The 24,017-nt window shown below is 59.2% G+C and carries 20 protein-coding genes; 1 reads left to right on the top strand and 19 read right to left on the bottom strand.

Translation table 11 applies throughout. The features are described from left to right. Positions 1 to 94 precede the first annotated feature (94 nt). On the top strand, positions 95 to 991 hold the full coding sequence (locus tag AC07W4_RS00120) for a LysR family transcriptional regulator (RefSeq protein ID WP_495031082.1): 897 nt from the start codon (positions 95 to 97) through the stop codon (positions 989 to 991). Positions 992 to 1,182: 191 nt separating this feature from the next. Here AC07W4_RS00120 and ispD read toward each other — a convergent pair whose 3' ends face one another. The 19 genes from ispD to uppS form a co-directional block, all read right to left on the bottom strand. Then, complete coding sequence (gene ispD, locus AC07W4_RS00125) at positions 1,183 to 1,890, bottom strand: 2-C-methyl-D-erythritol 4-phosphate cytidylyltransferase (protein ID WP_495031083.1); 708 nt, start codon at positions 1,888 to 1,890, stop codon at positions 1,183 to 1,185. Next, complete coding sequence (ftsB, locus tag AC07W4_RS00130) at positions 1,887 to 2,165, bottom strand: cell division protein FtsB (RefSeq protein WP_007970710.1); 279 nt, start codon at positions 2,163 to 2,165, stop codon at positions 1,887 to 1,889. Before ftsB ends, ispD begins: the two co-directional genes overlap by 4 nt. Before the next feature lie 170 nt (positions 2,166 to 2,335). Then, the gene (gene eno, locus AC07W4_RS00135) at positions 2,336 to 3,625 is read right to left on the bottom strand and encodes a phosphopyruvate hydratase (RefSeq protein WP_007990244.1); all 1,290 of its coding nucleotides are present in this window, start codon (positions 3,623 to 3,625) and stop codon (positions 2,336 to 2,338) included. Between the two features lie 156 nt (positions 3,626 to 3,781). Next, the gene (gene kdsA, locus AC07W4_RS00140; protein ID WP_495031084.1) at positions 3,782 to 4,627 is read right to left on the bottom strand and encodes a 3-deoxy-8-phosphooctulonate synthase; all 846 of its coding nucleotides are present in this window, start codon (positions 4,625 to 4,627) and stop codon (positions 3,782 to 3,784) included. A gap of 5 nt (positions 4,628 to 4,632) precedes the next feature. Continuing rightward, the gene (gene pyrG, locus AC07W4_RS00145; protein WP_008019781.1) at positions 4,633 to 6,264 is read right to left on the bottom strand and encodes a CTP synthase; all 1,632 of its coding nucleotides are present in this window, start codon (positions 6,262 to 6,264) and stop codon (positions 4,633 to 4,635) included. A gap of 274 nt (positions 6,265 to 6,538) precedes the next feature. Beyond that, complete coding sequence (gene tilS / locus AC07W4_RS00150; protein WP_495031085.1) at positions 6,539 to 7,867, bottom strand: tRNA lysidine(34) synthetase TilS; 1,329 nt, start codon at positions 7,865 to 7,867, stop codon at positions 6,539 to 6,541. 131 nt (positions 7,868 to 7,998) lie between these two features. Further along, complete coding sequence (locus tag AC07W4_RS00155; protein ID WP_223442774.1) at positions 7,999 to 8,946, bottom strand: acetyl-CoA carboxylase carboxyltransferase subunit alpha; 948 nt, start codon at positions 8,944 to 8,946, stop codon at positions 7,999 to 8,001. Between the two features lie 139 nt (positions 8,947 to 9,085). Beyond that, positions 9,086 to 12,607 (bottom strand): DNA polymerase III subunit alpha, encoded by a 3,522-nt coding sequence (gene dnaE, locus AC07W4_RS00160; protein ID WP_008052762.1) that lies wholly within the window; start codon positions 12,605 to 12,607, stop codon positions 9,086 to 9,088. A 76-nt stretch (positions 12,608 to 12,683) separates the two neighbouring features. Then, the gene (gene rnhB / locus AC07W4_RS00165; protein WP_340316675.1) at positions 12,684 to 13,310 is read right to left on the bottom strand and encodes a ribonuclease HII; all 627 of its coding nucleotides are present in this window, start codon (positions 13,308 to 13,310) and stop codon (positions 12,684 to 12,686) included. A gap of 11 nt (positions 13,311 to 13,321) precedes the next feature. Beyond that, the gene (gene lpxB, locus AC07W4_RS00170; RefSeq protein WP_495031086.1) at positions 13,322 to 14,452 is read right to left on the bottom strand and encodes a lipid-A-disaccharide synthase; all 1,131 of its coding nucleotides are present in this window, start codon (positions 14,450 to 14,452) and stop codon (positions 13,322 to 13,324) included. A 2-nt stretch (positions 14,453 to 14,454) separates the two neighbouring features. Beyond that, on the bottom strand, positions 14,455 to 15,231 hold the full coding sequence (lpxA, locus tag AC07W4_RS00175) for an acyl-ACP--UDP-N-acetylglucosamine O-acyltransferase (RefSeq protein ID WP_008052771.1): 777 nt from the start codon (positions 15,229 to 15,231) through the stop codon (positions 14,455 to 14,457). Beyond that, positions 15,228 to 15,668: a 3-hydroxyacyl-ACP dehydratase FabZ gene (gene fabZ / locus AC07W4_RS00180; protein WP_007978374.1), complete on the bottom strand. Its 441-nt coding sequence runs from the start codon at positions 15,666 to 15,668 to the stop codon at positions 15,228 to 15,230. The genes lpxA and fabZ overlap by 4 nt, the downstream gene beginning before the upstream one ends. Before the next feature lie 108 nt (positions 15,669 to 15,776). Further along, positions 15,777 to 16,832 carry a UDP-3-O-(3-hydroxymyristoyl)glucosamine N-acyltransferase gene (gene lpxD, locus AC07W4_RS00185; protein WP_495031087.1) on the bottom strand — a complete coding sequence of 352 codons (1,056 nt, stop codon included), beginning with the start codon at positions 16,830 to 16,832 and terminating at the stop codon, positions 15,777 to 15,779. A gap of 3 nt (positions 16,833 to 16,835) precedes the next feature. Next, entirely contained in the window at positions 16,836 to 17,339 is a 504-nt protein-coding gene (locus AC07W4_RS00190; RefSeq protein ID WP_007990260.1) for an OmpH/Skp family outer membrane protein, read from the bottom strand. A gap of 45 nt (positions 17,340 to 17,384) precedes the next feature. Beyond that, a complete protein-coding gene (bamA, locus tag AC07W4_RS00195) occupies positions 17,385 to 19,775 on the bottom strand; it encodes an outer membrane protein assembly factor BamA (RefSeq protein ID WP_495031088.1) in 2,391 nt (796 codons plus the stop codon). Positions 19,776 to 19,849: 74 nt separating this feature from the next. Next, entirely contained in the window at positions 19,850 to 21,202 is a 1,353-nt protein-coding gene (gene rseP, locus AC07W4_RS00200) for a sigma E protease regulator RseP (protein WP_495031089.1), read from the bottom strand. A 53-nt stretch (positions 21,203 to 21,255) separates the two neighbouring features. Further along, the gene (gene ispC / locus AC07W4_RS00205; protein WP_495031090.1) at positions 21,256 to 22,446 is read right to left on the bottom strand and encodes a 1-deoxy-D-xylulose-5-phosphate reductoisomerase; all 1,191 of its coding nucleotides are present in this window, start codon (positions 22,444 to 22,446) and stop codon (positions 21,256 to 21,258) included. Next, complete coding sequence (locus AC07W4_RS00210) at positions 22,443 to 23,249, bottom strand: phosphatidate cytidylyltransferase (RefSeq protein WP_414929171.1); 807 nt, start codon at positions 23,247 to 23,249, stop codon at positions 22,443 to 22,445. Before AC07W4_RS00210 ends, ispC begins: the two co-directional genes overlap by 4 nt. Further along, positions 23,249 to 24,004 carry a polyprenyl diphosphate synthase gene (gene uppS / locus AC07W4_RS00215; RefSeq protein ID WP_008052778.1) on the bottom strand — a complete coding sequence of 252 codons (756 nt, stop codon included), beginning with the start codon at positions 24,002 to 24,004 and terminating at the stop codon, positions 23,249 to 23,251. The genes AC07W4_RS00210 and uppS overlap by 1 nt, the downstream gene beginning before the upstream one ends. Between the last annotated feature and the right edge of the window lie 13 nt (positions 24,005 to 24,017).

The raw sequence follows: 24,017 nt of genomic DNA on the forward strand, positions 1-24,017 counted from the left end.
CGAATAAAAACGAGACAGGCAGTGTAATACATGGCTCAACGATGAATAATCGATGCAAATGCAAAATATTATTGCCACACAGGGATAATCATTGATGTCCGAAAATCGCTGGGAAGGGATCGACGAGTTTGTCGCCGTTGCCGAATGCAGCCAGTTCACCGCTGCGGCGGAGCGCCTGGGGGTTTCCTCCTCCCATGTCAGTCGACAAATCGTACGCCTTGAAGAACGCCTGCAAACCCGTCTGCTCTACCGCAGTACCCGTCGGGTCACGCTGACCGAGGCCGGGCAAACCTTTCTGCAACATTGCCAGCGTTTGCAGGACGGCCGTGAAGAAGCGTTGCGAGCGGTGGGCGACCTGACCAGCGAACCCAAGGGCATGTTGCGCATGACCTGCGCCGTGGCTTACGGCGAGCGCTTCATCGTGCCGCTGGTGACTCGTTTCATGGGGCTGTATCCGCAACTGCGCATCGACATCGAACTGACCAATCGCCAGCTTGACCTGGTACACGAAGGCCTCGACCTGGCGATTCGCCTCGGCCGCTTGCAGGATTCTCGGCTGGTCGCCACCCGCCTCGCGCCGCGCCGCATGTTTCTCTGTGCATCGCCCTCCTACCTTGAACACTACGGTCGCCCGCACAGCCTGTCGGAGCTGAGCCGCCACAACTGCCTCATCGGTAGCTCGGACCTCTGGCAGCTGGAACAGAACGGGCGGGAGTTTTCGCAAAGGGTGCAGGGAAACTGGCGCTGCAACAGTGGGCAAGCGGTGCTGGATGCCGCGCTGCAAGGCGTAGGGCTGTGTCAGCTGCCGGACTATTACGTGCTGGAGCATCTGAATAGCGGCGCGTTGATTTCGTTGCTGGAAGCACATCAACCGCCGAATACGGCGGTTTGGGCGCTGTATCCGCAGCAGCGGCATTTGTCGCCGAAGGTGCGCAAGCTGGTGGATTACTTGAAGGAGGGGCTGGCTGAAAGGCCAGAGTATCGGGGTTAGAACCTCCAGAGTTTCTCAGTGACAGACTGGCTGACTGAAACGGCGCTTTCGTCGGATCGCCGCCCGGAGCAAGCCCGCTCCCACAGGGGAACAGTCTTGCTCACAAAAATTGCGGGCAACACCGGTCAAATGTGGGAGCGGGCTTGCTCGCGAAAGGCGCGATGCGGTCTCAAAGTTGATTGCCGCACAACTTAGCGACGATTGGCCCAACGCTGCCTCAACCATTCAAGGTCTTCAGGACGCGTAACCTTGAGGTTATCGGACCGCCCTTCGATCAGGCGCGGCGCCGAACCGGCCCACTCCATGGCCGAAGCTTCGTCGGTAATAACGGCATCGGCCACCAGACTGTCAGCCAGTGCGCGATGCAACGCCCCAAGGCGAAACATCTGCGGCGTGTAGGCCTGCCAGATCACACTGCGATCCACGGTTTCGACCACACGACCGTGCTTGTCGACCCGCTTGAGCGTATCCCGCGCCGGAACCGCCAGCAGCCCACCGACAGGATCGTCAGCCAGCTCAGCCAGCAATTTGTCCAGATCGTCACGACTGAGGTTCGGCCGTGCGGCATCGTGAACCAGTACCCAATCCTCATCGTCGGCACCCTGCGCATGCAAGTGCAGCAAGGCATTGAGCACCGACCCGGAACGTTCGGAACCACCCTCAACCCGGGCAATACGCAAATCACTGGCACATGCCAGGTTCGGCCAGTAAGGATCGTCAACCGCAAGACTGACCACCAGGCCTTTGAGGCATGGATGATCAAGGAAACAGCCAAGGCTGTGTTCGAGAATAGTGCGTCCACCCAATTGCAGGTACTGCTTGGGACGGTCCGCAGCCATACGGGCACCAACGCCCGCGGCAGGAATCACGGCCCAGAAGGCCGGTAACGAATCAATCATTGGGCCAACTGGTAAAGGGTTTCACCATCCTTGACCATGCCCAACTCATGCCGAGCCCGCTCTTCGACGGTCTCCATGCCCTTTTTCAACTCACTGACTTCGGCGTCCATCACCCGGTTGCGTTCCAGCAATGCCTGGTTCTCAGCCTGCTGATCCGCAATCTGCTGAGTCAACTCGGCCACTTGCGCCAGACTGCCGTTTCCCACCCACAGGCGGTACTGCAAGCCAGCCAGCAGCAAAAGCAGGATGAGGAACAACCAATTGGGACTGCGCATCGAATATCGGGTATCCAGTGAAAAAAGACAGCCATGCCAAAACGTGAAGCTACTGATAGCACGAAGCCTGGAAGAACCAGGCTTGTGCATATAAGGCATCAGATTAGTGGCAAAAACGTCGCTGTAGCGATTTTTTCGACACAATCCGGTGTCTTTTTATCGATTTGCGCTTAACCGCGGAACTCGCTGCGACCGTTGTACTTGGCTTTGCCGTTCAACTGCTCTTCGATACGCAGCAGTTGGTTGTACTTGGAGACGCGGTCGGAACGGCACAGGGAGCCGGTCTTGATCTGGCCAGCCGAGGTGCCCACGGCCAGGTCGGCAATGGTCGAATCTTCGGTTTCGCCGGAGCGGTGCGAGATCACGGCAGTGTAACCGGCAGCCTTGGCCATCTGGATGGCTTCCAGGGTTTCGGTCAGGGTGCCGATCTGGTTGAACTTGATCAGGATCGAGTTGGCGATCTTCTTGTCGATGCCTTCTTTCAGGATCTTGGTGTTGGTCACGAACAGGTCGTCGCCTACCAGCTGGGTTTTCTCGCCGATCTTGTCGGTGAGGATTTTCCAGCCAGCCCAGTCGGACTCGTCCAGGCCATCTTCGATGGAGATGATCGGGTAACGCTCGGTCAGGCCTTTGAGGTAGTCAGCGAAACCTTCAGCGGTGAACACCTGGCCTTCGCCGGACAGGTTGTACTTGCCGTCTTCGTAGAATTCGCTGGCCGCACAGTCCAGGGCCAGGGTCACGTCGGTGCCCAGCTTGTAACCGGCGTTGGCCACGGCTTCGGAGATCACTTTCAAAGCGTCTTCGTTGGAAGCCAGGTTCGGCGCGAAGCCACCTTCGTCACCCACGGCAGTGCTCAGGCCACGGGCCTTCAGCACGGCTTTTAGGTGGTGGAAAATCTCGGTGCCCATGCGCAGACCTTCCGAGAAAGACTTGGCGCCAACCGGCTGAACCATGAATTCCTGGATATCGACGTTGTTGTCGGCGTGCTCGCCGCCGTTGATGATGTTCATCATCGGAACCGGCATCGAGTAGACACCCGGAGTGCCGTTCAGGTTGGCGATGTGAGCGTACAGCGGCAGGTCCTGGTCCTGTGCTGCGGCCTTGGCGGCAGCCAGGGACACGGCGAGGATCGCGTTGGCGCCCAGGGAACCTTTGTTTTCAGTACCGTCGAGCTTGATCATTGCCAGATCGAGCGCTTTCTGGTCGCTTGGGTCCATGCCTTTCAACAGGTCTTTGATCGGACCGTTGATGTTGGCTACGGCCTTCAGAACGCCCTTGCCCAGGTAACGGCTCTTGTCGCCATCACGCAGCTCGAGCGCTTCACGCGAGCCAGTGGAAGCACCGGACGGCGCGCAGGCACTGCCGATGATGCCGTTGTCGAGAAGCACGTCCGCTTCCACGGTGGGATTGCCACGGGAGTCGAGAACTTCACGACCTTTGATGTCGACGATTTTAGCCATTGTTGTAAACACTCCAAAGTTGACGAAAACGACGCAGCTGTAGGAAATCTTTGATCGTCGGCAAGTGAGGTGCAGCGGGCAGTCTTGCAGACGACAAGGCTCAGGCCCGAGGGCCTGAGCGTTAAATCGTGCGGTACTTTACCGGAGAATTGAGGATTACGCGGTTTCTACCGTCGGAAAACTCTTCACCAGTTCGTCCAAAGCCTTGAGCTGGGCCAGGAATGGCTCCAGTTTGTCCAGGCGCAAGGCGCAAGGACCGTCGCATTTGGCATTGTCCGGATCCGGGTGGGCTTCCAGGAACAGGCCAGCCAGCGACTGGCTCATGCCGGCCTTCGCCAGATCGGTAACCTGGGCGCGACGACCGCCAGCGGAATCGGAGCGACCACCAGGCATTTGCAGCGCGTGGGTCACGTCGAAGAACACCGGGTACTCGAACTGCTTCATGATGCCGAAGCCGAGCATGTCGACGACCAGGTTGTTGTAGCCGAAGCTCGAACCACGCTCGCAGAGAATCAACTGATCATTACCCGCTTCCACGCACTTGTTCAGGATGTGCTTCATTTCCTGAGGGGCGAGGAACTGGGCTTTCTTGATGTTGATCACCGCGCCTGTCCTGGCCATCGCGACCACAAGGTCGGTCTGGCGCGACAGGAAGGCCGGCAACTGGATGATGTCGCAGACTTCAGCGACGACCGCGGCCTGATCCGGCTCGTGGACGTCGGTGATGACCGGCACGCCGAAGGCTTGCTTGATGTCCTGGAAGATGCGCATGCCTTCTTCCAGGCCAGGACCGCGATAGGAGGTCACAGAAGACCGGTTGGCCTTGTCGAAGCTGGCCTTGAACACGTAAGGGATACCGAGCTTTTCGGTGACCCTCACATACTCTTCGCAAACCTGCATGGCCATGTCACGGCTTTCCAGCACGTTCATGCCGCCGAACAGCACCATGGGCTTGTCGTTGGCAATCTCGATGTCGCCGACGCGGATGATCTTCTGTGCCATCGGGGTTACGCCTTCTTCTGGTGTTGAGCCAACGCTGCCTTGACGAAACCGCTGAACAGCGGGTGACCGTCGCGTGGCGTCGAGGTGAACTCAGGGTGGAACTGGCAAGCGACGAACCATGGGTGATCCGGAGCTTCAACCACTTCAACCAGTGCGCCATCACCGGAACGACCGGAGATTTTCAAACCGGCTTCCATGATTTGCGGCAGCAGGTTGTTGTTCACTTCGTAGCGATGACGATGACGCTCGACAATCACGTCCTTGCCGTAGCAACCGTGGACCAGGGAACCCGGTTCCAGCAGGCAGTCCTGCGCGCCCAGGCGCATGGTGCCGCCCAGATCGGAGGTTTCGGTACGGGTTTCGACAGCGCCGGTGGCATCTTCCCACTCGGTGATCAGGCCCACGACCGGGTGACCGCTTGCACGATCGAACTCGGTGGAGTTGGCGTCTTTCCAGCCCATCACATTACGTGCGAACTCGATAACGGCCACTTGCATGCCCAGGCAGATACCCAGGTACGGAACCTTGTTTTCGCGAGCGTATTGAACGGCGGTGATCTTGCCTTCAACGCCACGCAGGCCGAAGCCGCCAGGTACCAGGATGGCGTCGACGCCTTCGAGCAGCGCGGTACCCTGGTTCTCGATGTCCTCGGAATCGATGTAGCGCAGGTTGACCTTGGTACGGTTGCTGATGCCGGCGTGACTCATCGCTTCGATCAGCGACTTGTAGGCGTCCAGCAGCTCCATGTACTTGCCGACCATGGCGATGGTGACTTCGTGCTCAGGGTTGAGCTTGGCGTCGACCACGGCTTCCCACTCGGACAGATCGGCACCGCCGCATTGCAAGCCGAAACGCTCGACGACGAAATCGTCCAGGCCCTGGGAGTGCAGGATGCCCGGGATCTTGTAGATGGTATCGGCGTCTTCCAGGCCGATCACCGCACGTTCTTCAACGTTGGTGAACTGCGCGATCTTGCGACGCGAGGAAATATCGATCGGGTGATCGGAGCGGCAGACCAGCACGTCCGGTTGCAGGCCGATGGAACGCAGCTCCTTCACCGAGTGCTGGGTTGGCTTGGTCTTGGTTTCTCCGGCAGTGGCGATGTACGGCACCAGTGTCAGGTGCATCAGCATCGCGCGCTTGGCGCCGACTTCGAAACGCAGCTGGCGGATGGCTTCGAGGAACGGTTGCGACTCGATGTCACCCACGGTGCCACCGATCTCGACCATTGCCACGTCAGCGTCGCCGGCACCCTTGATGATGCGGCGCTTGATTTCGTCGGTGATGTGCGGGATCACCTGGATGGTTGCACCCAGGTAGTCACCACGACGCTCCTTGCGCAGGACGTGTTCGTAGACACGGCCGGTGGTGAAGTTGTTGTTCTGGGTCATGGTCGTGCGGATGAACCGCTCGTAGTGGCCCAGGTCCAGGTCGGTCTCGGCGCCGTCGTGGGTGACGAACACTTCACCGTGCTGGAACGGGCTCATGGTGCCCGGGTCGACGTTGATGTACGGGTCCAGCTTCAGCATGGTGACCTTAAGTCCCCGCGCCTCCAGGATGGCCGCCAATGATGCCGATGCAATGCCTTTCCCCAATGAAGAAACAACACCGCCCGTGACGAATATGTAGCGCGTCATGAAAAACCCTAGAAGTCTGCGTTAAAGCGGTCCGAGCCGCCGGGGAAAGCGAAGGAAGGCCGAAGCCCCCGATCACCTGCATTAATCACAGTGCACCTTTCAAAAAAACCGCCGCGTTGGGACAGACCGGAAAATGAATCACCGGTTCGTTGCTCGCTACACATTTTTTGGAATCGCCCAGCAAAGACTGCTTGGTAATCGGCAACTCCTGCAATTCAGGCGAATCCACAGAAGTTGTATCAAGAAGGGAGCGTAGTCTACCGGAAACCCCCTTTCAGCTCAAACCTTGATCTTCGTTCAGTGGCTGCCAATGCAAATGCCAGTCACCGAGCGCACCACCATCGAGCCCCTTGAGGTTCGCGACCGCCAGCAGTTGCCCATCTTTGTAGAGCAGCGGCAATCTGCCGCGTACGAAGGACGGTACACCGCTTTCATTGAGCAAACGTTTCAAGTCCCGATGGCCGCGGCCCGGCAAAGCCATGACCTCTCCCCCCTCACGATAGCGGATCTGCAGCGGGCCATCGGGGATTTGACCGGTGAGCGAAAGCACGCCGTTGCCCGGAATAGACAGCGCAGAAGCCGGATCCAGCCACACCCCGACGCCGGGCAGAGACCGCAACCAGTGGCCGGACAACCACCAGATTCGCCCGCCCGCCCGATGCAGCTCACCATCGGCCAGCCGCCACACCGGGCAGGCATCGCCGGTGGCGTCGCGCAAATCCTCCCAACCCGACCAATGGTCAGTGTCCGGCAGGCGGGTCAGCGGTTCGAGCCAATGACTCAAGGCATTGCGCTGCCGGGCATCAGACAATTGCGCAAGGGGCGCCAGCTCAAGGGATCGCAAGCCCAGCCAGTCGAACTCACTGGCAGAGGTGGCCTCACGCAAATCCATTTCCGCCAGCTCTTCGAGCAACCCCTGCGCTTCAGTCAAATGCGCCGCGCTGCGGGCCATGGTCGCCAACGCTTTTGGCCAGCGCTGGATGAGCACGGGCAAGACTTGATGCCTGAGGTAATTGCGAGAGTACTGCCGTTCTTCGTTTGAAGGATCTTCGATCCAGCTCAAGCCATGCTCGTTGGCATAGACCTCAAGTTCAGCCCGCGTGACATCAAGCAATGGCCGCAGCAGATGGCCCTTGCCCAACGGACGCTGACGCGGCATCCCGGACAATCCGCGCACGCCCGCTCCACGCAACAAACGAAACAGCAAGGTTTCCGCCTGATCGTCGCGGTGCTGGGCTGTCAGCAGCACGTCACCGGGCCGAGTCACTTCGGTGAACGCGTGATAACGCGCGTCCCGCGCCGCACGCTCCAGACTGGCACCGGGCTGCACCTGCACCCGAACGATCTGCAAGGGGACGCCCAGCGCAGCGCACACAGAACGACAATGTTCCGGCCACGTATCGGCCACAGCTTGAAGGCCGTGATGAACATGGATGGCGCTCAGCGCCGGCAGGGATTCGGTTTTTGCAAGATGTGCAAGGAGGTGCAGCAGGACTGCGGAGTCCAGGCCGCCGGAGAAGGCGATGCGCCAGGCCGGAGCGTTACGCCACGGTTTCAGATTCAGCAAAAGCCTGGAAGGCAAGTCAATCGCGGGCCGATCCATATCTTTCCCTTTGCACAAATCAAATGTGGGAGCGGGCTTGCTCGCGAAGGCGGCTGAACATTCAACACATCAGTTGACTGTTATACCGCTTTCGCGAGCAAGCCCGCTCCCACATTCAAGCCGAGGTCAGATCAGAGACCGTAGCTCATCAGTCGATCATAACGACGCTTCAACAGCGCATCGTTATCGAACTTCTTGAGCATCGCCAGTTGCGAGCTCAGCTCGGCACGGATCGATGCCGCTGCGGCAGCCGGGTCACGGTGCGCACCACCCAGTGGCTCGCCAATCACCTTGTCCACGATGCCCAGGCCCTTGAGGCGTTCGGCGGTGATGCCCATCGCTTCGGCGGCATCCGGTGCCTTCTCGGCGGTTTTCCACAGAATCGAAGCGCAACCTTCCGGCGAGATCACCGCGTAGGTCGAGTATTGCAGCATGTTCAACTGGTCGCAGACACCGATCGCCAGTGCACCACCGGAACCACCCTCACCGATCACGGTGGCGATGATTGGGGTTTTCAGGCGGGCCATGACACGCAGGTTCCAGGCAATCGCCTCGCTCTGGTTACGTTCTTCAGCATCGATGCCAGGGTAAGCGCCAGGGGTGTCGATGAAGGTCAGGATCGGCATTTTGAAACGTTCGGCCATTTCCATCAGGCGGCAAGCCTTGCGGTAGCCTTCCGGACGCGGCATGCCGAAGTTGCGGCGAACCTTCTCGCGCACTTCACGGCCTTTCTGGTGACCGATGATCATCACCGGCTTGTCGTCCAGACGGGCAATACCGCCAACGATGGCCGCGTCGTCGGAGAAGTGACGGTCACCGTGCAGTTCGTCGAACTCGGTAAAGATGTGTTCGATGTAGTCCAGGGTATACGGACGTTTCGGGTGACGTGCCAGGCGTGCGATCTGCCAGCTGGTCAGCTTGCCGAAGATGTCTTCGGTCAGCGTTTTGCTCTTGTCCTGCAGGCGGGAGATCTCATCGCCGATATTCAGCGAATTGTCATTACCGACCAAGCGCAACTCTTCGATCTTGGCTTGCAGGTCGGCGATCGGCTGTTCGAAATCTAGAAAATTCGGGTTCATAGGCGTCCGTCTTGGGTCGAGTCCCAAGGGTTCTTGGGCCGGCCGGTTGTCTATTCGCGCCCTACCTTAAGGGACAGGCGCGTTGAGGTCGAGATTAAAAATTCAGGTTTGGGTCAGGGCAATCTGATAGCACTGACCGTCAACGGTATTGGAGGAAGACGTTGTCTCGCCCGAACTGGTCACGCAGGGCTTGAATCAACGCATCCGCCGGATCGATTCGCCAGCCTTCGCCGAACTGCAACAAAGCCTTCGCATCGGGGCTGGTGTAGTCCATGGTGATCGGGCACGCGCCGCGGTGACGCTTCAACAGCTCACCCAGCCAGCGCAGCTGATCGCCCTTGAGGTCCTTGGCATGCAACTTCAGGCGCAGGCTCTCGGCCAGGTTGGTGCGCGCATCTTCCATGCTCATCACCCGCTTGACCCGCAACTTCAGGCCACCGGAGAAGTCGTCGTTGCTGACTTCGCCTTCGACCACCACCATCGCGTCCGTCTGCAACAGCGACTGCGCGGAATGGAACGCCTCGGAAAACAGCGAGGCCTCGATCCGTCCGGAGCGGTCGTCTAGGGTGATGAACCCCATCTTGTCGCCCTTTTTGTTCTTCATCACCCGCAAGGCGATGATCATTCCGGCGACGGTCTGGGTATCGCGCGCCGGTTTCAGATCGATGATGCGCTGGCGGGCGAAGCGACGGATTTCACCTTCGTATTCGTCGATCGGGTGACCGGTCAGGTACAGGCCGAGGGTATCTTTCTCCCCTTTCAGGCGCTCCTTGAGGGTCAGCTCCTTGGCCTTGCGATGATTGGCGTAGACGTCGGCGTCTTCTTCGACAAACAGACCGCCAAACAGGTCGGAGTGACCGCTGTCCTGGGTGCGCGCGGTCTGTTCGGCCGCCTTGATCGCCTCTTCCATGGCCGTCAGCAGCACCGCGCGATTGCGGTCGATGTTGGCCTGGTAGGCTTTCTGCTCATCGTGGAAATACGGCCCGAGGCGATCCAGGGCACCGCTGCGGATCAAACCGTCGAGGGTGCGCTTGTTGATACGCTTGAGGTCGACCCGTGCGCAGAAATCGAACAGATCCTTGAACGGACCCGCCAGACGCGCTTCGGTGATCGCCTCGACCGGACCCTCACCCACGCCCTTGATTGCACCCAGGCCGTAAATGATCCGGCCTTCGTCGTTCACCGTGAACTTGAATTCGGACGTGTTTACGTCTGGCGCGTCGAGACGCAGCTTCATGGTCCGCACTTCTTCGATCAAGGTCACGACCTTGTCGGTGTTGTGCATATCCGCCGAGAGTACCGCAGCCATGAACGGCGCCGGGTAGTGCGCCTTCAGCCAAGCTGTCTGGTACGACACCAGGCCATAGGCGGCGGAGTGGGACTTGTTGAAGCCGTAACCGGCAAATTTTTCTACCAGGTCAAAAATGTTACCGGCGAGGTCCGCGTCGATATTATTGGTGGCGCAACCTTCAATGAAGCCACCGCGCTGCTTGGCCATTTCCTCGGGCTTTTTCTTACCCATGGCTCGACGCAGCATGTCCGCACCACCGAGGGTGTAACCGGCCATGACCTGGGCAATCTGCATCACCTGTTCCTGATACAGGATGATGCCGTAAGTCGGTGCCAGTACTGGCTTGAGACCTTCGTACTGGTAGTCCGAGTGTGGATACGCCAGCTCGGCGCGACCGTGCTTGCGGTTGATGAAGTCGTCCACCATGCCCGATTGCAGCGGCCCCGGACGGAACAATGCCACCAGTGCGATCAAGTCTTCCAGGCAGTCGGGCTTGAGCTTTTTGATCAGCTCCTTCATGCCCCGGGATTCAAGCTGGAACACCGCCGTGGTTTCGGCTTTTTGCAGCAAGGTGTAGGTCGGCTTGTCATCCAGCGGGATGAACGCGATATCCAGCGGTGGCTCGTTGACCTTGGCGCGGTCGCGGTTGATGGTTTTCAGCGCCCAGTCGATGATCGTCAGGGTCCGAAGGCCCAGGAAGTCGAACTTCACAAGGCCAGCCGCCTCGACGTCATCCTTGTCGAACTGGGTTACCAGGCCATCACCGGCCTCGTCGCAATAGATTGGCGAGAAGTCGGTCAGCTTGGTCGGCGCGATCACCACACCACCGGCGTGCTTGCCGACGTTACGCACAACGCCTTCGAGCTTGCGGGCCATCTCCCAGATTTCCGCGGCCTCTTCATCGACCTTGATGAAGTCGCGCAGGATCTCTTCTTGCTCGTAGGCCTTTTCCAGGGTCATGCCGACTTCGAACGGAATCATCTTCGACAGACGATCCGCCAGGCCATAGGACTTGCCCTGCACCCGCGCCACGTCGCGAACCACGGCCTTTGCCGCCATGGAACCGAAGGTGATGATCTGGCTCACCGCGTTGCGGCCGTACTTCTCGGCTACGTAGTCGATTACCCGGTCACGACCGTCCATGCAGAAGTCGACGTCGAAGTCGGGCATGGATACCCGTTCCGGGTTGAGGAAGCGTTCGAACAGCAGGTCATATTCCAGCGGGTCGAGGTCGGTGATCTTCTGTACGTAGGCCACCAACGAGCCGGCACCCGATCCACGGCCCGGGCCCACCGGTACGCCGTTGTTCTTGGCCCACTGGATAAAGTCCATCACGATCAGGAAGTAACCGGGGAACCCCATCTGGATGATGATATCCAGCTCGAAATTCAGCCGGTCGACATAGACCTGACGCTTGGCCTCGTAGTCTTCGGTGGTGTCCTTGGGCAACAGAACGGCAAGGCGCTCTTCCAGGCCGTCGAAGGACACCTTGCGGAAGTATTCGTCGATGGTCATGCCATCGGGGATCGGGAAGTTGGGCAGGAAGTGCGTGCCCAGCTTCACTTCAATGTTGCAGCGCTTGGCGATCTCGACGGTGTTTTCCAGTGCCTCGGGAATGTCGCTGAACAGCTCGGCCATTTCCTCGGCGCTTTTGAGGTACTGCTGATCGCTGTAATTCTTCGAACGCCGCGGATCGTCGAGGGCACGGCCCTCACCGATGCAAACGCGGGTTTCGTGGGCGGCGAAGTCTTCCTGCTTGATGAAGCGCACATCGTTGGTCGCCACCAGCGGGGCACCGAGCTTCTCGGCCAGGGCCACGGCGCCGTGCAGTTGCTCTTCATCGTTGGGGCGGTTGGTGCGCTGGATTTCCAGATAGAAACGATCCGGAAACACTTCCATCCATTCGCGGGCCAGGGTTTCGGCCTCGGCGGGGTTGCCGCTGAGCATGGCCTGGCCGATCTCGCCCTCTTTGGCCGCCGACAGCATGATCAAGCCAGCGTTGGCTTCAGCGACCCATTCGCGCTCGATGATGATCGCGCCATTGCGCTGGCCATCGATAAAACCGCGGGAAATCAGCTCGGTAAGGTTGCGATAGCCTTCGGCGTTCATCACCAGCAGGCTGATCCGGCTCAGCGGGTTGTCCGGATCCTTGTTCGACAGCCACAGGTCGGCGCCGCAGATCGGCTTGATCCCGGCACCCATGGCGTTTTTATAGAATTTGACCAGGGAACACATGTTGTTCTGATCGGTAACCGCAACGGCGGGCATGTTCATGCCGACCAGGGTCTTGACCAGCGGTTTGATCCGCACCAGACCGTCGACCAGGGAGTATTCAGTGTGCAGGCGTAGGTGAACGAATGAAGCCGGCATAGTGATCCTGCGTTAAGTCATGAAAACAACAAGGCCCGGATTGTACCGGGCCTTGAGTAAAACATCAGCCTTGCGGCTAACTCTCGATCAAACCTTCGCGCGCCTCATATGCCAGCCGCACCGGGGCAAACGAACGCCGATGAATCGGGGTCGGCCCAAGCCGTGCCAGTGCTTCCAGATGAACGGGGGTCGGATAGCCTTTGTGGCCGCCGATGCCGTAACCCGGGTAGATCAATTCGAACGCAGCCATTTCACGATCACGGCTGACCTTGGCCAGGATCGATGCGGCGGCGATGGCGGGAACCTTGCTATCGCCCTTGACCACGGCTTCGGAGCGCATCGGCAGTTTCGGGCAACGGTTGCCGTCGATCATTGCCAGCTTCGGCTGAACATGCAGCCCGGCGACCGCGCGCTGCATGGCCAGCATGGTGGCGTGCAGGATATTCAGTTCGTCGATCTCTTCGACTTCAGCGCGAGCGATGCACCAGCTCAGGGCTTTTTCGCAGATTTCGTCGTAGAGCTTTTCGCGACGGGCTTCGGTGAGTTTCTTCGAATCGTTCAGACCGAGGATCGGGCGGTTCGGATCAAGAATCACCGCCGCCGTTACCACCGCGCCACAGAGCGGGCCGCGCCCCACTTCATCGACACCGGCAACCAACTCCTCGATTTCAGCGACCAAGGTGAAATCCAGCCCCATCTGCATATTCGTTTTACTCATTTTACTTGGCCGATCAGGTTCAGCACTGCGTCCGCAGCCTGATTGGAGGCATCCAGGCGCAGGGTCCGGTGAATCTCGTCAAAACCGCGGGTCTGCTCTTCCCCATCCTCGATCAGCGGCGACAAGGTCTGGGCCAGCGCTTCGACCGTGGCATCGTCCTGCAACAACTCGGGCACCAACAGACGCTGAGCCAACAAGTTCGGCAACGAAATGTAGGGGCTTTTCACCATGCGCTTGAGAATCCAGAATGTCAGCGGCGCCAGGCGATAGGCGACCACCATCGGTCGCTTGTACAGCAGCGCTTCAAGCGTTGCAGTGCCGGAGGCAATCAACACCGCATCACAGGCTGCCAGGGCCAGATGAGACTGGCCGTCGAGCAGGGTCAGGGGCAGATCGCGACCGGCCAACAGTTCTTCAAGCTGTGCGCGGCGTTGCGCATTGGCGCATGGCATGACAAACCGCACCCCCGGGCGCAGCGCACGCAAGCGCTGGGCCGTATCGAGAAACAACGCACCGAGCCGGCCAACTTCACCGCCACGGCTGCCGGGCATCAATGCCACCAGCGGCCCGTCGGGCAGACCGAGTTCGGCCCGCGCAGCAGCGCGATCGGCCTGCAGTGGAATGGCATCGGCCAGGGTATGGCCGACGAACCGCACCGGCACGCCTTTCTCTTCGTAGAATCTGGCTTCGAACGGGAACAGCGTGAGCATCAGGTCGCAGCCTTCGCGAATCTTCAGCACGCGTTTCTGCCGCCAGGCCCAGACCGATGGGCTGACGTAATGCACGGTCCTGATTCCGGCCTGGCGAAGCTTGAGTTCGATATTGAGGTTGAAGTCCGGCGCGTCGATACCAATGAACACATCGGGTTTCGCGTCGATCAGGTCGGCAACCAGCTTCTTGCGCCGCGCCAGCAGCTCGCGCAACCGACCCAGCACTTCCACCAGGCCCATGACGGACAGACGTTCCATCGGAAAATACGAGGCCAGGCCTTCCGCCTGCATCAACGGACCACCGACACCGATGAACTCGACAGCCGGGTGACGAGCCTTGAGCGCACGCATGAGGCCCGCGCCCAGAATGTCGCCGGAAGCTTCACCCGCTACCAGCGCAATACGCAGATTGGCCATGGTCAGCGGGTGATGCCGCGGGTCGAAGACTGGATGGAGTCACGGAACACTGCTACTTCCGGGAACTGCGCAGAAGGCTCGGCCAGTTCGGCGAGTGCCTGCTCCACGGTCAGGCCCTGGCGATAGACCACTTTGTAGGCACGACGCAGCGCGTGGATCGCATCTTCGCTGAAGCCCCGACGGCGCATGCCCTCGAAGTTCATGCTCCGGGCTTCGGCAGGGTTGCCGAACACCGTGACATACGCAGGAACATCCTTGCCGATCGCCGTACCCATGCCTGAAAAGCTGTGGGCGCCAATGTGGCAATACTGGTGAACCAGGGTGAAACCGGAGAGGATCGCCCAGTCTTCCACGTGCACATGGCCCGCCAGTGCGGTGTTGTTCACCAGGATGCAGTGGTTGCCGATAACGCTGTCGTGGCCGATGTGGGCGTAGGCCATGATCAGGTTGTGATCGCCCAGGGTCGTTTCCGAACGGTCCTGGACAGTGCCACGGTGAATCGTCACGCCTTCACGGATGACGTTGTGATCACCGATCACCAGGCGGGTTTCCTCGCCCTTGTACTTCAGGTCAGGGGTGTCTTCGCCCACCGAGGAAAACTGGTAGATGCGATTGTGCTTACCGATTCGGGTCGGGCCCTTGAGAATCACGTGTGGCCCGATGACTGTCCCCTCGCCGATTTCAACACCTGCGCCGACGATCGACCACGGGCCGACCTCGACTCCGTCAGCCAGGATGGCCGTCGGATCGATGATTGCACGAGGGTCAATCAAACTCATAGCTTGCGTTCCGCACAGATGATTTCAGCCGAGCAAACAGGCTTGCCATCGACCGAAGCCTGGCATTCGAACTTCCAGATCTGACGCTTGCAGCTGATGAACTTGGCTTCGAGGATCAACTGATCGCCCGGCAGCACAGGCTGGCGGAAACGCAGTTTGTCGGAACCGACGAAGTAGTAGAGCGTGCCATCGGCAGGCTTCACGTCGAGCATTTTGAAACCAAGGATCCCGGCAGCCTGAGCCATTGCCTCGATGATCAATACGCCCGGCATGATTGGATGCGCAGGGAAGTGACCATTGAAGAACGGTTCGTTGATGCTGACATTCTTGTAGGCGCGAATGCGCTTGCCTTCAACATCCAGCTCCACTACCCGGTCCACCAGCAGGAACGGGTAACGGTGAGGCAGGTATTCGCGAATCTCGTTGATGTCCATCATTTCGGGGGGAAGCCTATGTAAAGATTGGGGGCGCGCAACTGGCGCGCGCTCCTCTAGCAAATCAAGGACGCAGTCTAGCGGCTGTGCACACTTGATATGGAAATGGTATCAGCCATCTGATGAAGCTTTACCGCCAGGGGTCACTTCCCCTGCTTGCTTTTCCAGCTGTCGCAAACGTCGCGCGATGTCATCGAGCTGACGCAGACGTGCCGCGCTTTTGCGCCATTCGGCCGCTGGCTGCATCGCCGTACCGGATGAATAGGCGCCCGGCTCGGTGATCGAGTGAGTCACCATGGTCATCCCGGTGATGAACACGTTGTCGCAAATATCGATATGCCCCACCAGACCTACGCCACCGGCAAGCATGCAGTGCTTGCCGATTTTGGTGCTGCCGGAAATCCCCACGCACGCGGCCATGGCGGTGTGATCACCGACCTGGACGTTGTGGGCGATCTGAATCTGGTTGTCGAGCTTCACGCCGTTACCAATGATGGTGTCGGCCAGCGCGCCACGGTCAATGGCGGTATTCACGCCGATTTCCACATCGTCGCCAATCAAAACCCCACCAATCTGGGCGATTTTCTGCCAGATGCCTTTCTCGTTGGCAAAACCAAAACCTTCACCACCGAGTACGGCACCGGACTGAATCACCACACGCTTGCCGACGCGCACGTCGTGATACAAGGTCACGCGTGGAGCGAGCCAGCCACCTTCGCCGATCACACAACGGGCACCGATGAAACAGTGCGCGCCAACGGCGGTACCGGCAGCAATATGCACCCCGCTTTCGATGACTGCAAAGGCACCAATACTCGCCGTCGGGTCAACCACCGCATCCGCCGCGATCACCGCCGTCGGATGAACACCGGCAGCCGCTTTGGGCTTGGGATCGAACAAGTGAGAAATACGGGCGTAGGCTGCGTACGGGTCTGGCACCACCAGCGCATTACCGGAAAAGCCTTCGGCATCAGCAGCTTTGAGCAACAGTGCTGCAGCCTGACTGCCTGCCAGGTATTTACGATACTGGGGGTTTGCGAGAAAGCTCAACTGAGCTGGGCCAGCCTCCTGCAAGGTGGCTAGCCCAGTAATTGCTTTCTCGGGGTCGCCACGTAGCGTGGCGCCGAGGAACTCGGCCAATTGGCCGAGCTTAATGGTCACGGTCATGGGTTACTTCAGCTGATTCATGCGCTCGATAACCTGGCGCGTGATGTCGTACTGAGGCTTGACATCAATCACTGCGCCACGCTCGAAGACCAGGTCAAAAGCACCTTTCTTGATGACTTCTTCCACAGCGCTGTCCAGTTTGGGCTTGAGCTGCTTCAGCATTTCACGGTCGGCAACGGCTTTGGCTTCGTTCAGTTCCTTGGACTGGAACTGGAAGTCACGGGCCTTTTGCTTGAATTCAAGCTCCAGACGCTCGCGCTCGCCCTGTTGCATTTTGTCGCCACCGGCCATCAGACGATCCTGAATGCCCTTGGCGCTGCTTTCCAGCGTCTTGAGCTTGGTCAGCTGAGGACCGAACTTCTTCTCGGCATCCACGGCGTATTTCTTGGCCGCGTCGGACTCCAGCAGAGCCATCTGATAGTTCAGAACAGCAATTTTCATGTCGGCGAATGCCGGACCAGCGACCAGTACGCTGGCCAGGAGAACCAATTGAGTCAACTTACGCACGATGCACTCCTACAAAATTCATTGTCGTTATCTTGGGTCAGACGCTTAGAACGTCTGGCCGAGAGAGAATTGGAACACTTGGGTTTCAGCGTCATCCGGTTTCTTGACTGGCATGGCCAGGGCGAAACTCAGAGGCCCCAGTGCGGTGACCCAGGTCACTCCCACACCGACGGAACTGGCCATGTTGCTCAGACTGATATCGTTACACTGCGTATTGGACTTCGACGCAGGGTTGGTATTGGTCGTCTGCTCGCACTTGGAGTCGAATACGTTACCCACATCCCAGAATACCGAGGTACGCAGGGATCGTTGATCCTTGACGAACGGCAGCGGGAACAGAATTTCTGCACCACCCTGGATCAGGACGTTACCACCGAACGGCAGTGGATCCTGGTCCGGGTCAGCAAGAGTACCCGGGTTGCCCGTTTCGAGTGCGCCGCGGCTCGGAGTACTACGCGGTCCCAGTGTACTGTCCTTGAAGCCACGAACCGAGTTGAAACCACCAGCATAGTAGTTTTCATAGAATGGCAAGCCTTCGGTCGAACCGTAGCCGTCGCCATAACCCAATTCGGTGTGCAGGCGCATGGTGTAGTTTTCACTCAGCGGCTGGAACAACTGACCACGGTAATCGAGTTTGAAGAACGACAAGTCACTACCCGGCACGGTGACTTCCGCCGTCAAGCTTTGGGAGTGACCACGAGTCGCCAAAACGCCTTTGTTCAGGGTGGACTCGGACCAACCGGCCGAAGCCTTGAAGTTCAGATACTTGTCGCCTTCCCGGTTAACGAAGTCGAAGATTTCGTCGACGGTGTAAACGCCAGTCTTGATCGTGTCCTGTTGCGCATTCAGGCCGAAGGTCAGACGCGAAGTCTCGCTGATTGGATAACCGACACTCACACCGGCACCCAGGCTGTCCACGGCGTAGCTGGCGACGTCGGTATCGAGCTCATCGTAGTCAGTCGTGCGGTAGAACGCGTTGTAACCCAGGCTCACGCCGTCGGCGGTCCAGTAGGGGTCGACAAAGCCGAAGTTATACCGGGTCTGGTATTCGCTTTTGGTCAAACCGACGCTGACCTTGTTACCGGTACCCAGGAAGTTGTTCTGGGTGATCGAACCACCGAGGATCAGACCGGCACTCTGGGCGAAACCGACACTGGCGGTAATCGAACCGGAGGCTTGTTCTTCAACGCTGTAGTTGACGTCCACCTGGTCATCGACACCTGGCACGGCCGGGGTCTCGACGTTGACTTCCTTGAAGAAGCCCAGACGTTCGAGACGGGTCTTGGATTGGTCGATCAGGTAGGTCGAAGCCCAGCCGCCTTCCATCTGACGCATTTCACGACGCAGCACTTCGTCTTCGGACTTGGTGTTGCCACGGAAGTTGATGCGGTTCACGTAAGCACGCTTGCCTGGATCGACCGCGAACAGGATGTCCACGGTGTGATCTTCATCGTGCGGTTGAGGCACGCCGTTGACGTTGGCGAAGGTGTAACCCTCGTTCCCCAGGCGACGGGTGATCAGTTCGGAGGTGGTGGTCATCAGCTTGCGCGAGAACACCTGGCCTTTTTGCACCAGCAGCAGGGACTTGACCTGGTCTTCAGGGACTTTCAGGTCACCGCTGAGCTTGACGTCACGAACGGTGTACTTCTCGCCTTCGTTGACGTTGACGGTGATGTAGACGTGCTTCTTGTCCGGCGTAATGGAGACCTGGGTCGAAGCGATATCCATGTTGATATAGCCACGGTCCAGGTAATAGGAACGCAGGCGCTCCAGGTCACCGGACAGTTTTTCACGGGCGTACTTGTCGTCGTTCTTGAAGAACGACAACCAGTTGGTGGTCTTGAGTTCGAACAGGTCGATCAGGTCTTCATCAGGGAAGACCGTGTTGCCCACCACGTTGATGTGCTGGATAGCCGCAACGGTGCCTTCGTTGATGTTGACCTTCAGGCCGACGCGGTTACGCGGCTGTGGCACCACTTCGGTGTCGACGGTAGCCGAGTAGCGACCCTGGGCGACGTACTGGCGTTGCAGTTCGTTACGCACACCTTCAAGGGTGGCACGCTGGAAGATCTCGCCTTCGGCCAGACCGGATTGTTTGAGGCCTTTCATCAGGTCTTCGGTAGAGATCGCCTTGTTACCTTCGATCTCGATACTGGCGACCGACGGGCGCTCGACTACCGTGATGACCAGGACGTTGCCATCGCGGCCCAGCTGGATATCTTGAAAGAAACCGGTTTTGAACAACGCACGAGTGGATTCCACCAGGCGACGATCGTCCGCCTGTTCACCGACGTTCAACGGCAAAGCACCAAAGACGCTACCCGCGGAGACCCGCTGGAGGCCATTGACGCGAATATCAGAGATAGTGAAGGACTCGGCGTGAACTTCGGCGATCATCAATACGGTGAGAACCGCAGTTAGCAGCAGACGTTTCATGAAGTCCTTTCTTATTCCAACTGGCAATAAACAAACTGCCGCAAAATGCGGCAGATTCGCAATTCAGCGAAGCGTTACAGTCGACCCAGATCATTGACCAGAGCAAGCAACATCACCCCGATCACCAAACTGATGCCGATCTGTATCCCCCAACCTTGCACCCGATCTGACAAGGGACGACCACGCACCCACTCGATCAGATAAAACAACAAATGCCCCCCATCCAGTACCGGAATGGGCAACAAATTCAGAACCCCCAAGCTAATACTCAGATAAGCAAGGAAATTCAGGAAATCAGCGACACCCGACTGGGCCGAAGCGCCCGCCACTTTAGCAATGGTTATCGGTCCACTCAAGTTTTTTACCGAGAGCTCGCCGAACAACATTTTCTTCAGTGAATCGAGGGTCAGCACGCTCATGGTCCAGGTGCGTCGAGCCCCCTCGCCAATTGCTGCCAATGGCCCGTAACTGACCTCGCGGATCATCTCCGGCGGCCAGTCGATCGCCTTCACCCCTGCCCCCAAATAACCGCTGGGTGACTTGCTCTCGCCGCGAGCGGCAAGCGTTACCGGGACGTCGATTTGAGCACCGTCGCGCTCAACCCGCAGCATGATTCTGGTATCAGGATGCATACGGACGGTATCGACAACCTGCTGCCAGTCATCCAGCGCACGACCATCGAGTGTCAGCAACCGGTCACCGGTCTTCAGGCCGGCAGCCTTGGCCGGCCCCTTTGGATCGAGTTCGGCCAGGACCGGCGGCAATGCCGGACGCCACGGACGAATCCCCAACGATTGGATAGGATCGGGCTCATCGGCCCCTTTGAGCCACTTGTCCAGCACAAGTTCACGAGGAGAATCGGTCGTGGAGCCTTGCTCGCGCACCAGTATCTGCAACGACCCGCTTTCACCCAGGCGACGCACCAGTTGCAGGTTCACCGCCGCCCAACCGGAAGTCGCCTCACCATCAATGGCCACGATTTCCTGGCCGGGGCTCAAACCTGCCTTGGCCGCAATACTGCCGGACTCGACAGCGCCGATGACCGGACGCACCTGCTCGCTGCCGAGCATTGCCAACACCCAGAAGAACGCCAATGCCAGAAGGAAGTTGGCAATCGGTCCCGCCGCTACGATGGCAATTCGCTGACGAACGGACTTACGATTGAAGGTTTGACCAAGCTGATCGAGCGGCACTTCACCTTCGCGCTCGTCGAGCATTTTGACGTAACCGCCCAACGGAATGGCGGCAACGACGAATTCGGTTCCCTGCTTGTCGTGCCAGCGCAGCAAAGGCATGCCGAAGCCTACGGAGAAGCGCAGCACCTTGACCCCACAGCGACGCGCGACCCAAAAATGGCCGAACTCGTGGAAGGTAACCAGCACACCCAGTGCAACCAGGGTGCCGACAATCATATAGAGCGCGCTCATCTACTTTCTCCGCAATCCTATCCGCTGCTGCCTGGGCCAACCATCCGCAACATCTACCGCCCGTGACGGCTCAACCATTGTCCGGCCAGCAATCGCGCCTTCGCGTCCGCCGTGAACACTGCATCGAGATCATCCACAGCCACTACGGGCTCCAGACTCAGTACTTCCTCGATGATACTCGCGATTTCCAGGTAACGAACCCGCTCGTCGAGAAATGCCGCCACCGCCACTTCGTTCGCCGCATTGAGCATGGCCGGCGCACTGTTACCTGCTTCGGCCGCCTGACGGGCCAGACGCAGACAAGGGAAACGCTCCTCATCGGGCGCCTGGAAGTCCAGTCGCGCAATGGCAAACAGATCCAGCGGCGCCACACCCGAATCGATCCGCTCAGGCCACGCCAAGGCATTGGCGATGGGCGTGCGCATGTCCGGATTACCCAACTGCGCCAGGACAGAACCATCGACATAGTCGACCAGCGAATGAATCACGCTTTGCGGGTGAATCACCACTTCGACCTGCGAAGGCCTGGCATCGAACAGCCAGCAGGCTTCGATCAACTCAAGCCCCTTGTTCATCATGCTGGCCGAGTCAACGGAGATTTTTCGCCCCATGGACCAGTTCGGGTGAGCACAGGCCTGATCGGGAGAAACATGTGCCAGGTCAGCCATGGGCGTCTGCCGGAACGGACCGCCGGAAGCCGTCAGCAAAATCCGGCGTACACCGACCGCCTCAAGGCCGCGCGCATAATCCAGCGGCATGCACTGGAAAATGGCGTTGTGCTCGCTATCGATCGGCAGCAACACCGAGCCGCTCTTGCGCACAGCCTGCATGAACAGCGCGCCAGACATCACCAGCGCTTCTTTATTGGCCAGGAGGATCTTCTTGCCGGCCTCGACCGCCGCCAGTGTCGGACGCAATCCCGCGGCACCGACGATCGCCGCCATAACCGTATCGACTTCCGGATCGGAAGCGACCTGACACAAACCCTCTTCACCCGCCAGAACACGGGTCGAAAGGCCTGCCGCACGCAGATCATCCTGCAAGGCGCGGGCAGCTGCGACTTCAGGCACCACGGCAAATCGCGGCACATGGCGCACGCAGAGCGCCAGCAATTCACTCAAGCGAGTGAAGCCAGTCAAAGCAAAGACCTGATAACGATCGGGGTGACGAGCGATGACGTCGAGTGTACTCAGGCCAATCGAGCCGGTCGCGCCCAGAACGGTAATCAGTTGCGGGCGGCTCATGGGGCCGCCATCCACAGCAGTACCGCAAACACCGGAATCGCTGCCGTCAGGCTGTCGATACGATCCAGCACGCCACCGTGACCCGGAAGCAGATTGCTGCTGTCCTTGATCCCGGATTGACGCTTGAACATGCTTTCAGTGAGATCACCCACCACCGAAATGAACACGATCAGCGCGGCACCGATCAACCCTTTGAACAGCTCGGCCACCGTCCAGTCGCGTACCAGAGCAACGATCGTGGTAATCACCAGGCTCAGCGCCAGGCCACCGTACACGCCTTCCCAACTTTTTCCCGGACTGACCTGCGGTGCGAGCTTGCGCTTGCCGAAAGCACGACCGGAGAAGTAGGCGCCAATATCGGCACCCCAGACCAGCACCATCACCGCCATGATCAGCCAGTTACCCAGCGGGTATTGCTTGATCTGCACCAGGCCTTGCCAGGCCGGCAGGAGAATCAACAGGCCGATCACCAATTTGGTCGCCGCAGCGGACCAGTGCTCGCTCGAACGCGGATAGGTCAGCACCAGATACGTCGCCACAGCCCACCACAGCACTGACGCGCCCAACACCCAAGGCGCGAGGCCGGGCAGGATGTACATGAGGAACAGCGCCAGAGCGACCACGGCGGCATAGCCCACGCGGAACGCCTGACCGGCGAAACCCGCCAGACGCGCCCATTCCCAGGCACCCAGGGTCACGACCAGCCCGATGAACAGTGCAAAACCGGAACCTTCAAGCAGGAAAAACCCGCACAGGGCAATCGGCAGCAGGATCAGTGCGGTGATGATTCGTTGTTTAAGCATTAAACCCGGGCTCCAGCCTCGACCTGCTCGCTCGTTTTACCGAAGCGGCGCTGGCGGGAAGCGAAATCGGCCAGCGCATTGCGCATGGCATCGTGTTTGAAGTCCGGCCAGAACAGGTCGGAGAAATACAGCTCGGCATAGGCCAGCTGCCAGAGCAGGAAGTTGCTGATGCGATGCTCGCCACCGGTGCGGATACACAGGTCCGGCAGCGGCAGGTCGCCCGTGGCCAGGCAGGTCTGCAGCAGATCAGGCGTGATGTCTTCCGGACGCAGGTGTCCGGCCTGGACCTCTCGCGCCAGTCGCTGCGCAGCTTGCGCGATATCCCACTGGCCACCGTAATTGGCGGCGATCTGCAGGACAAAACGATTGGCGCCGGCCGTCATGGCCTCGGCTTCACGCATGGCAGCCTGCAACTCGGGATGAAAGCGCGAGCGATCGCCAATGATACGCAGGCTGATGTTGTTGTCGTTGAGGCGCTTGGCCTCACGACGCAGCGCCTTGAAGAACAGATCCATCAAAGCGCTGACCTCATCGGCCGGACGCTGCCAGTTCTCGCTGGAAAAGGCGAACAGGGTCAGCACTTCGACCTTGGCCTCAGCACAAACTTCAATGACGGCACGTACCGCATCCACGCCCGCTTTATGCCCGGCGACACCCGGCATAAAGCGTTTTTTCGCCCAGCGATTGTTACCATCCATGATGATCGCGACATGGCGCGGCACCGCGGACGGTGCAGACTGCTTGGTCTTTTCCATGAAAACGCGACCC

The organism is Pseudomonas sp. GW821-FHT02A08, assembly GCF_059422045.1.

What these genes read in the sequence shown, in the direction of transcription:
- AC07W4_RS00120 (WP_495031082.1), top strand. Translation starts at nt 95, where the DNA reads ATGTCCGAAAATCGCTGGGAAGGGATCGACGAGTTTGTCGCCGTTGCC.
- lpxB (WP_495031086.1), bottom strand. Translation starts at nt 14,452, where the DNA reads ATGGCCAATCTGCGTATTGCGCTGGTAGCGGGTGAAGCTTCCGGCGAC.
- tilS (WP_495031085.1), bottom strand. Translation starts at nt 7,867, where the DNA reads ATGGATCGGCCCGCGATTGACTTGCCTTCCAGGCTTTTGCTGAATCTG.
- bamA (WP_495031088.1), bottom strand. Translation starts at nt 19,775, where the DNA reads ATGAAACGTCTGCTGCTAACTGCGGTTCTCACCGTATTGATGATCGCC.
- AC07W4_RS00210 (WP_414929171.1), bottom strand. Translation starts at nt 23,249, where the DNA reads ATGCTTAAACAACGAATCATCACCGCACTGATCCTGCTGCCGATTGCC.
- lpxD (WP_495031087.1), bottom strand. Translation starts at nt 16,832, where the DNA reads ATGACCGTGACCATTAAGCTCGGCCAATTGGCCGAGTTCCTCGGCGCC.
- ispD (WP_495031083.1), bottom strand. Translation starts at nt 1,890, where the DNA reads ATGATTGATTCGTTACCGGCCTTCTGGGCCGTGATTCCTGCCGCGGGC.
- rnhB (WP_340316675.1), bottom strand. Translation starts at nt 13,310, where the DNA reads ATGCAGATGGGGCTGGATTTCACCTTGGTCGCTGAAATCGAGGAGTTG.
- eno (WP_007990244.1), bottom strand. Translation starts at nt 3,625, where the DNA reads ATGGCTAAAATCGTCGACATCAAAGGTCGTGAAGTTCTCGACTCCCGT.
- kdsA (WP_495031084.1), bottom strand. Translation starts at nt 4,627, where the DNA reads ATGGCACAGAAGATCATCCGCGTCGGCGACATCGAGATTGCCAACGAC.
- dnaE (WP_008052762.1), bottom strand. Translation starts at nt 12,607, where the DNA reads ATGCCGGCTTCATTCGTTCACCTACGCCTGCACACTGAATACTCCCTG.
- ispC (WP_495031090.1), bottom strand. Translation starts at nt 22,446, where the DNA reads ATGAGCCGCCCGCAACTGATTACCGTTCTGGGCGCGACCGGCTCGATT.
- AC07W4_RS00155 (WP_223442774.1), bottom strand. Translation starts at nt 8,946, where the DNA reads ATGAACCCGAATTTTCTAGATTTCGAACAGCCGATCGCCGACCTGCAA.
- uppS (WP_008052778.1), bottom strand. Translation starts at nt 24,004, where the DNA reads ATGGAAAAGACCAAGCAGTCTGCACCGTCCGCGGTGCCGCGCCATGTC.
- pyrG (WP_008019781.1), bottom strand. Translation starts at nt 6,264, where the DNA reads ATGACGCGCTACATATTCGTCACGGGCGGTGTTGTTTCTTCATTGGGG.
- lpxA (WP_008052771.1), bottom strand. Translation starts at nt 15,231, where the DNA reads ATGAGTTTGATTGACCCTCGTGCAATCATCGATCCGACGGCCATCCTG.
- ftsB (WP_007970710.1), bottom strand. Translation starts at nt 2,165, where the DNA reads ATGCGCAGTCCCAATTGGTTGTTCCTCATCCTGCTTTTGCTGCTGGCT.
- rseP (WP_495031089.1), bottom strand. Translation starts at nt 21,202, where the DNA reads ATGAGCGCGCTCTATATGATTGTCGGCACCCTGGTTGCACTGGGTGTG.
- fabZ (WP_007978374.1), bottom strand. Translation starts at nt 15,668, where the DNA reads ATGATGGACATCAACGAGATTCGCGAATACCTGCCTCACCGTTACCCG.